Raw genomic sequence first — 8865 nt, 5'->3', positions numbered from 1 at the left:
GACTATGGTCATGTAGCCCGCATACCCCATCTTGATGTCGAACAGGTAATGAATCCACAGCGGTGGATGTTCATCTTCCGGAATGTCGTTCAATCCTGTCACTTCCGCTGTAGGATAACCGTGTGCAAGAATACTTAAGGCATAAGGGATTTTCAGCCCATACTTCACTTCATTGTTCTCATCCAACACCCCGCCGAATACGAGCGCGGCGTTGTTCGTCGTCTCGAAATGCCATTCCATGGCCGCGAGCTTCTCCGGCTGGTACTTCGCCAAGTATTTCCCGGACAAGTCGCCGATCAGTGCGGTCGAGAGAATGAACACGAAGGCGGTGGTCATCGTGAGCTTGAGTGCCTTGCGGTAATAGACGTGGTTGCGCCCTCTTAGAAGCGACCATGCGGCAATGGCAGCGAGCACCAAGGCGCAGGTCAAGTAGGCAGAGGATAGCACATGCGCGACCTTGGTCGGCATCGCCGGACTGAGCATGGCGGCGATCGGATTGACATCGGTAATCTTGCCGTCAGTGTAGGTGAAGCCGACTGGGTAATTCATGAACGCATTCACGATTGTAATGAAGAATGCAGAAGCGGAGGAACCAATAACAACAGGCACAAGCAGCCAGAAGTGAGCCATTCTGCTCTTGAACCGGTCCCATGTGTACAAGTAGATGCCCAAGAAGATCGCTTCGAAGAAGAAGGCGAACGTCTCCATGAACAGGGGAAGAGCGATCGATTGGCCGGCAACACGCATGAAGCTGGGCCATAATAGGCTGAGCTGCAGGCCTATGGCGGTCCCGGTGACTACGCCTACCGCTACAGTAATAACGAAGCCTCTAGCCCAGCGGCGAGCGAGCAGCAAGTAGTGCGGATCGTTCCGTTTGATGCCGATCCACTCGGCAAGAGCGATTAGTAGTGGAACACCGACACCGATTGTGGCGAATATAATATGAAACCCAAGCGTTAGTGAGGTGAGCAGTCGGCTATAGACAACCGGATCATAGAAGCTGGAGAGCATAGCGGGAGGCCTCCTTATTAGTGAAGCAAATGCATGATGTAAGCTAGGAGAACAAGTGACGTGATAGGGAAAGCAGCATGACGATTGCGACACCGATACATAAGACAATTAGCCTTTTCTCTTGTTTGGCGATGCGTCTGCCTTGATCTTCAGGGTTCCGATCCATGAGCTTCACCATCCTTAATACCCCAATTATAAACAATTGCAGTATGATTCAATCATATAGTTGTGTCGTCACACGTTCTCCTCGCGCTGCATCGCAACGAATTGAGAAGGGGGGTAGCCCATGATGCGCGAGAACGCTTTGCTGAACGACTGCAGCGTCTCGTAATGAAGACGGGCTGCCACCTGCTTGACCGGAATGTTACCATACTTGAGCAGTTCCAGCGCTTTCTCGATTTTCTTGTGATTGATGTAACGCTGCAGCGTCATACCTGTCTTGTTCTTGAACGTATGCGATAAATACGTGTAGCTGTAGCCTAATTCATCTGCGATCGTCCGAATGCTCTTGAGCTCGAAAATATGGGTTTCGACGTACCGAATGACCGAATAGACCGTATAGCCGACCGAATGCGTCGATTTTTGCGGAGCGTACCGGGTCACTTTGCCAGTTCCTTCTGTGAAAGATCGATAGGCGAGGACGATAATCTCCTCCAGATAGTTCTGAATCATGATCTCGGAAAACGGCTTCTGCGCATAAAATTCGTCGATGTTCCGCAGGAACGGAATCATTAGACTGTATGTATCTTTCGAATGGTGAAAAGGAGCGGATTGCAGAAACGCCTGGATGCTCCCGAACTTATCCCCCGCCTCAACCTGAAACATGAAGCCCATATAGACGAAACGCAGCATGCTGGAAGCGTCAGTACGGATGGAGTGAGTGTGTCCGATGTTATTGAATATAATGTCTCCTTCACTAACCTTGATACACGTATCGTCGATATAGAAATAACCGCTGCCGGACACAATGCAGCTAAGTTCGAGGCAAAACTGCTTGTGCGGTAATATCTCATGCCCGCATTCGCAGCATATTTCGCCGATCTGGTACAGCTCGATACCGCCGAACGTCATCTGTCCCTTGGCAAACACGTTGTCGAAGTGAAAGAGGCAGCCGGCATGTTTCTTTTCGTTCATTGAATTCTCCCGTATTTATCTGTATTAGGAGAATTGTATCATAGCTGGGCCAAAACACGTAGACCGCAACAGCGACGAATCGCTACTGCGGTCTTCTGTTAAGTCCATTAAAGTCATTCCAGCAACGCTTAAGGAAGTTCGATCCACGTATAAGGTGTCTGCATCGCAATAAGGCCATATTCGATAATCGTGATGACGGCAATCGTCTCGTCCGAATGGACTGTAGGTTGGCCTGATTCGAAAAACTGCAACAGATTGTCGATAAACAAGGCAAAAAAGTTCGATGCTACCTTAACGATTGCTGAGTTCTTCGAGTCATATTCAATCGCCAAGCTGAACGGGGCATCACCGCTGAAGTGTCGAACAGTTGCCTGCCGGCCATCCGTGAATTCGATCAGAAGTGCCGGCGATTGATTCGTGCCGAGGGACATGACGCGAACGGCGTCGCTGCCCATGAGGGAGACGATCGGCTCGATCTGATGAATCGAGTAGTTCTCGAATCGGCCGGGCCCGATGCTCTGAATCGCATGGATAGCTTGGCGTTCCACCGATGTATACTCGGCTGCGAAACGCAGAGCCGATGACGAATAAAGCGGCGTATTGTGCGCAGCAGCCGTATCGAACAGCAACTGCGCTGTCTTCCGGTCCGGAGCGAACGTCTTGTCGACGTAAGTCGGCTTACCCGATTGCAGCGGCAACATGGCCAGCTGTTCATGGAACTCCGGATAGTCAGGTGAGAGGACGATCAAGTAATCACTCTTGGCGACGACCTCTTCAATCGACTCCAGCAACTCGATCCCTTTGTTACGGCACCAGGTGGCGTTATCCAGGCCGCTTGGTGAATCGATCATAGCGTAGGCGTAAGTGACCTTGAGCTGTCCGCCCGACGCTTGCTCGATCCATTCCGGGTATTTGTTCGCATGCCATTCGTCGAGGAAATAATCGATGAACCCTATCGTTTTCATTCCGAATCGCCTCCGGTCCTAGTTGAGTGAAATTTCCTTGTGCTGCTCGGAAGAATCGTAGATTGCTTGGATAATTTGTGACGATACGATGACGGTGTCGATATGAGAAGGTGCCTTCTCCCCAGTCTTCACGCAATTCACGAATGCGTCGATCTCGTTCTGGAACATTTCTTTCGACTTGAAGGTAGGAGTCGTCTCGATCAAAGCTCCATCCTTTGTGCCGTATACTTTGAAATCTTTGCCGTATTGCAAACGGATTCCCGCCTTGTCGCCGATGAAGTCGATGTACATTTCGTCCACGCCGATGTTTTGCGCCCAGGCGCCGTTCAACGTAATCGTAGGGCCTTCCGTACGAATCATGCCCGTAACGAAATCATCCACGTCGTAAGTGCCTTCGTAGTTAGGTGGTCCGGCCCACATGTTGACGTATGTGTAATTCTCCATCTCTCGGCCCAGCTTGCTGTAAGCTTGTCCGGACACGGTCTTCGGCAGAGGATCACCCGTGCAGTACATGACGACATCTAGGAAATGAACGCCCCAGTCGATGAGCGCGCCGCCTCCGGCAATCGCCTTGGTTGTGAAGGCTCCGCCGAGCCCTGGAATCGAACGCTGCGACCGGAAGCTGATATAGACATGATATACTTCGCCCAACTCGCCGTTCTGAATCATGTTCTTGATGCGGTTAACGCCGGTGTTGAATCGATTCACGACACCGATGTTCAGCACTTTGCCGGTTTCATGCTGCACTTTCTGCATTTCCAATGCTTCTGCATAAGTTCTGGCCGCTGGTTTCTCGCAGAGCACGTTCTTGCCGGCGCGAAGGGCATCGATTGAAATCTTGGCATGTGCATTGTTCGGTGTACAGATCGATACCGCTTCGATCTCAGGATCGTTCAAGACGACATGATAATCTTCTACCGCTTCACCGCAGCCGTAGTCTTTCACTGCTTTCTCAGCACGTTCCTTCTTAATGTCACAAAAGTATTTGATCTCCGCATCCGGATTCCCCAAGTATGATCTGATATGCGCACTGTTGGCGATTGTGCCGCAGCCTATAATAGCAACTTTAATTTTACTCATGTCAATCCCTCCTCATTATGATAACAAGTTTATTGTAGCCGTTTGAGCGAATTATACAAGCGATAAGTTCGACTATGCACTTATCCGTATTTGTCTTTTTAGAAAAAAAGTTTTTATGTATATTTGTGCATGCAGGAGGAGAATATATGTTCGTGTCGAACTATACAGAGGAACCACTATATTCTATGGATGATCAGGGAGGCAACAAACATGTATACGTCGATTCAAATGTTTGCCCAGGATTGGAAAAATGAGAGCGCGAATACGCAGAAGCTGATGGATGTGCTCAATGATGCTTCACTGGCACAGGAAGTAACTACGGAAGGGCGAACACTCGGACGACTCGCCTGGCATATCGTCACATCCGTCCATGAGATGCTGTCCCGCACTGGCTTGGAGTTCGATGCGCCTCATCACGATGCGCCTGTGCCAACTTCTGCGCAAGTAATTGCCGATGGGTATCGTCAAGCTAGCCAGGCGGTGCTGGAATCACTTAACAGGAATTGGTCGGACGCCACATTGAATGAGACTTGCGACATGTATGGCGAGCAATGGCCGAAGGGGCTGACCTTGCAAATCCTGATCGGCCATCAGACTCACCATCGAGGCCAAATGACTGTGTTGATGCGTCAAGCTGGATTGCAAGTTCCAGGCGTATTCGGACCTTCCCGGGAAGAATGGATTCAGATGGGAATGGAGCCGCCAGCGGTATAGAGGAATACAAATAGGAACTCCCGACGGTAACCATTCCTGCGGGAGCTTTTTTAACGATTCAGAAAGTATAACTTCGCTGATTGTTCATCGTCTCGGCAAACGCACGGCGTCAAAGGACGCCGTTAGGCGTTTATCCTTGCTATCCTCCTATTCCCCCAACTTCACCTTCACCCTATATTCGAAATTCACTCGACATATATCCAACAGGTCGCGTTTACGCCCCTTTTTCGGTGAGATTAACCGCATATTCGGATTGCTGACCCTAGCTTCGTTCAGAACGAGAGGGTCCAAACTTCCTGCATTGGTAATGATTTCGTAAGGACGTGTATCCATCCATACATGTTCAAGCAGTTGAACAATAGCAGTAACCAGGCTCAAGTCTCCCGGGAGGGATACGAATACAAACCTGCTCCGCAATGTACCCTCTTCCAGTTGAGCGATAAGCCCGTGTGCTCCCCCAATCCAAACGATCGTTTCCCGCTTCCGGCTTGGGCGGTTCACGCTTTGCTTCTCGTTCATTCGGGCCAAGGCTTCCAGTTGCTTCTTCACTTGCAGGGCATGCTCGAAGTGGAGTTGTTCGGCATACGCCTCCATCTTGGCACGCATATGTTCGAGAATCGCTTCAGGCTGAACAAGGAGCTCTGATGCAGCTCTCACAGCATCGCTGTATTGGGCTTGAGTGATTCGGTTCTCGCATATTCCGCTGCACAACTTTTGATAGAAACGCAGACATATCCGGTCTTCCATTGGTSAACAGGTGGGGAGACCAAATGATCCGATCACATGCTCCAGCACGATGTTCCTGTAGGGAACGTTGGGGAAAGGACCGATTAAAGCGGTATCCCCTTTCGTACCGTTACTTGCCCCTTCGAAGTTCGAATGTTCGAATCTAGCGATATCGATCGCGGTCAATCTAGGTAAATCTTCAGATGAGACGGCGATGTAAGGCAGAACAGATGGGCCTCGACGCATGGCTCGATTGAAGGGTGGAACATAGTGTTTGATTAACTCGCGTTCCAGCGTGAGGCTTTCGTTCTCGTTCGAAACGATCATAATCTCGATCTCACGAATTTGTTGAACCAGTCTAGCGGTCTTGATACGGTCATGCTTCCCTCGGAAGTAGGAGGATAAGCGAGATCGCAAGTTGACGGCCTTCCCCACGTAGAGCACCTGACCGGCATCACCCAGCATCAGATAGCATCCAGGCAATTCTGGATAATGATTGGCTCGAAACGTAAAAGGCTGCATAATCTCCTCCTGAGCGTAGTCCGTTCAGCCCGGGAAACGCTCGCTCCTGTAAACATTCTACCCGTATCATACCATAGGCGAACTAGCGAATTTCCATACATAGCCGGGAGGTATGATATTCGACCCAATAGTACCATCTTATTTCTGAGAGGATTGCACCACTATGGAAGTCTCGATACGTATCGACGCATTTGCCGGGTGTATAGAATGAAATTACTTATAAGGTGGACGGAAGTCGTATGCCGGAGGTCCTCCAGGTTGCAGGATAGAGCCAACTCCTCTAATGGTGTACGGATGCGTGATTCTTACGAATTCGTTCGAAAGACAGGGCCTAAAGGACACGAATCGAACACGGACAGGATTCTAATAGCATAGATATTCGTCAAGCGTTATGCATTCCATAGTGCAAGGATACTATCTTGTAATAATTAATGCCTTTGTACTATACCAAGTGATAGGGGAGGGGCCTTATAGTTATTGTCATCCGGGCTCATGTAATCAAATGTAATAGCATTCGAGCCTAAACGACACGATCATGGCTTCTTCCTCACGAATGTCCCGGAGCACTCCAAAATCGATAGAAAAGTGAGTGAGACGATGAAGGTTTTTGCAGAAGAGGTTCGAACCGAGGATTTTGTTCAGAAGGTAGGCATAACGAGTAAGGAAATCGTCAAATTCCACGAAAAATCGTTTCAAAATGGGGTACAGAGAGATTCGATGCGGGTGCGATTTCGTGTGCAAGGTAAAATGATGGAGCGGCTCATTGCCAAAAATCAGCAGCTAATGGATGTGATTCAGAAGCAGGGCCTGCTCAAAAGTAACGCCTTTTATTTCCCTAATCTCCTGATGGTAACGGACAGCAACGGAGTCATCTTGCACATGAATGGGGATGAACGGTCCATCTTGAACGCAGCTAGCATTAACAATATCGGGATCGGTTCGGCCCTCTCGCTCACAAGTGCGGGTACGAACGCTGTATCGGCGGCAATAGAACTGCAGCGTCCAGTATGGATTCATGGTGAAGACCATTACCTAGATACGATGCATGACTGGGTGACGATGTGCGTGCCGATTCACAATTCGGACAATCATTGCGTAGGCTACTTGGCTTTGTCGGCTTTTCAGGACGTGTCTGCTCCGTTCCTGTATCCTTGCATTGAGTCGATTGCGCTCAGCATGGAATATGAGATTCGAAAGACGGAGCTGCAGAGCAAGACATGGTTTGTCGAGGAAATCTTGGAGGAGCGGTTGAAGGCGTTCAAGCTGACGTTCCGGGAGAAGGAAATCGCCACATACTGGCTGCTGGATTATGATTACAAGCAGATCGGCAAAGTGCTCGGGATCAGTGAGAACACGGTTCGGGTCTATGTGACGAAGATCAACAGCAAGCTTAAGGTGAACTCCAAGGCCTCATTAATATTGCGCGTACTAGGCGCCATATAGTCAGGTAAGACCGATTTCGGCAGCCCATATTGTAGGGGGTGACCGGGAATCGGTCTTTTTGTTGTTCGGTTGCAGTTGCGAATATTCAAGAAGACCTATGCAGATAGGGCTATCACTTGTATTGCAGTTGAATTACTTCATGTGCACTAGGTAGATCGGAATAATGTGTATGTATAATTTGCGCTGTAGAAATTTGCAGTTATATTGGAGGCACCCACCGAATAGGGCGGGAATATGTCGAGCTTTGAAGGACGGAACGTGATGAGACAGAGACGAAAGAACATCATCCTGCAGCCAGTCAAATGGGTTGTTCTGATCGGTGTAGTCGGTACTGTAACCGTATACGGGTTATCCGCAACAGGATTCGTTCAATGGAATTCCGACAAAAATTTGCAAAACTTGATGTTTTGGAAGACTACCCAGGAAATCGCACCTGTGAACGTGCCCGTAAAAGCAACACCTGCTGTAACGGCCGCTTCAGCAGCGCCATCGGCATCACCATCACCAACCATGACGCCAATCGCATCACTTGCACCTGCAACGCCAATTCCATCGTCTTCGCCACCAGCAGCAACATCGTCCCGACCCAATCCGGCGAATACGAATGCGACCAGCTTCCAACTGCTGTCTCAAGTGCAAAGCTCTGTAGCTGTGAGCCCCAATGAGAAAGCATGGCTGGAGTTGGCTTCGGCAATCAAGCTGGAACCGGGCAAGCTGTTCTCATACAATACATGGTTCACCGAAGCACTCAAATCGAAAATTCCTGAGAAGAAGGAAGACGAGCTCTCGCATATTGCCGGATTGCTGTATGAGGCTGTCGTACGAGCTGGAATACAAGTAGGGGAGCGGGTTCCACATCAGGACCAGCCAACTTACGCAGCATCCGGGTTCGATGTGGAGTTTCAACCGAACAAGCAGGACTTCACGTTCTACAATTCGTTCGACTTTCCAGTAACGGTAGGGGTGATCTACAGCGGTGAGACTCCGACCGTCACGCTCAATGGTTCACCGACTGCATCGTGGAAGGCTCCCAAGATTACGGTAAGTAAAGAATCGTTTACCCCTGAACGACTGGTGCTTACGGATTTTACACTAGTCGGTAAAGGGGAAGTGAGACGCAGCGAAGGAATGGCCGGCACACTCGTGAAGGTGTATGGTGACATGAACCATGATGGGAAGACGGTTCTGTTGGCCAAAGACTTCTATGCACCGCGCCCGGTGGTCATCGCTCGAGGGCCTAATCCGGACGAGTTGAAATAAACGAAACCCA

Annotated in this window: 9 protein-coding genes; 3 read left to right on the top strand and 6 right to left on the bottom strand. The window is 49.7% G+C overall.

What is annotated here, in order from left to right; genetic code table 11:
* The 5 genes from AC1DWB_RS11050 to AC1DWB_RS11030 form a co-directional block, all read right to left on the bottom strand.
* Positions 1 to 1011 (bottom strand): cytochrome ubiquinol oxidase subunit I (locus AC1DWB_RS11050; protein WP_477541108.1); only part of this gene is annotated, 1011 nt, incomplete at its 3' end.
* Positions 1012 to 1054: 43 nt separating this feature from the next.
* Positions 1055 to 1177 (bottom strand): hypothetical protein, encoded by a 123-nt coding sequence (locus tag AC1DWB_RS11045; protein WP_477541107.1) that lies wholly within the window; start codon positions 1175 to 1177, stop codon positions 1055 to 1057.
* A gap of 68 nt (positions 1178 to 1245) precedes the next feature.
* Positions 1246 to 2145, bottom strand: coding sequence for an AraC family transcriptional regulator (locus tag AC1DWB_RS11040; RefSeq protein ID WP_477541106.1), 900 nt, complete (start codon positions 2143 to 2145; stop codon positions 1246 to 1248).
* Between the two features lie 128 nt (positions 2146 to 2273).
* The gene (locus tag AC1DWB_RS11035) at positions 2274 to 3110 is read right to left on the bottom strand and encodes a Gfo/Idh/MocA family oxidoreductase (protein ID WP_477541105.1); all 837 of its coding nucleotides are present in this window, start codon (positions 3108 to 3110) and stop codon (positions 2274 to 2276) included.
* Positions 3111 to 3128: 18 nt separating this feature from the next.
* Positions 3129 to 4190 (bottom strand): Gfo/Idh/MocA family protein, encoded by a 1062-nt coding sequence (locus AC1DWB_RS11030; RefSeq protein WP_477541104.1) that lies wholly within the window; start codon positions 4188 to 4190, stop codon positions 3129 to 3131.
* 210 nt (positions 4191 to 4400) lie between these two features.
* On the opposite strand from AC1DWB_RS11030, the gene AC1DWB_RS11025 reads away from it, so the two are divergent.
* Complete coding sequence (locus AC1DWB_RS11025; protein ID WP_477541103.1) at positions 4401 to 4904, top strand: DinB family protein; 504 nt, start codon at positions 4401 to 4403, stop codon at positions 4902 to 4904.
* A 147-nt stretch (positions 4905 to 5051) separates the two neighbouring features.
* Here AC1DWB_RS11025 and AC1DWB_RS11020 read toward each other — a convergent pair whose 3' ends face one another.
* On the bottom strand, positions 5052 to 6152 hold the full coding sequence (locus AC1DWB_RS11020) for a GIY-YIG nuclease family protein (RefSeq protein ID WP_477541102.1): 1101 nt from the start codon (positions 6150 to 6152) through the stop codon (positions 5052 to 5054).
* Between the two features lie 597 nt (positions 6153 to 6749).
* Between AC1DWB_RS11020 and AC1DWB_RS11015 the strand changes: the two genes are divergently transcribed.
* Together AC1DWB_RS11015 and AC1DWB_RS11010 are read left to right on the top strand one after the other, a co-directional pair.
* Positions 6750 to 7595 (top strand): helix-turn-helix transcriptional regulator, encoded by an 846-nt coding sequence (locus AC1DWB_RS11015; protein ID WP_477541101.1) that lies wholly within the window; start codon positions 6750 to 6752, stop codon positions 7593 to 7595.
* Positions 7596 to 7856: 261 nt separating this feature from the next.
* Entirely contained in the window at positions 7857 to 8855 is a 999-nt protein-coding gene (locus AC1DWB_RS11010) for a VanW family protein (protein ID WP_477541100.1), read from the top strand.
* The last annotated feature ends 10 nt before the right edge of the window (positions 8856 to 8865 follow it).

This window comes from Paenibacillus sp. P4_E11, from assembly GCF_056401635.1.
Note: the sequence above shows the minus strand (reverse complement) of the source record. Positions and strands in the feature narration are given on the sequence as shown.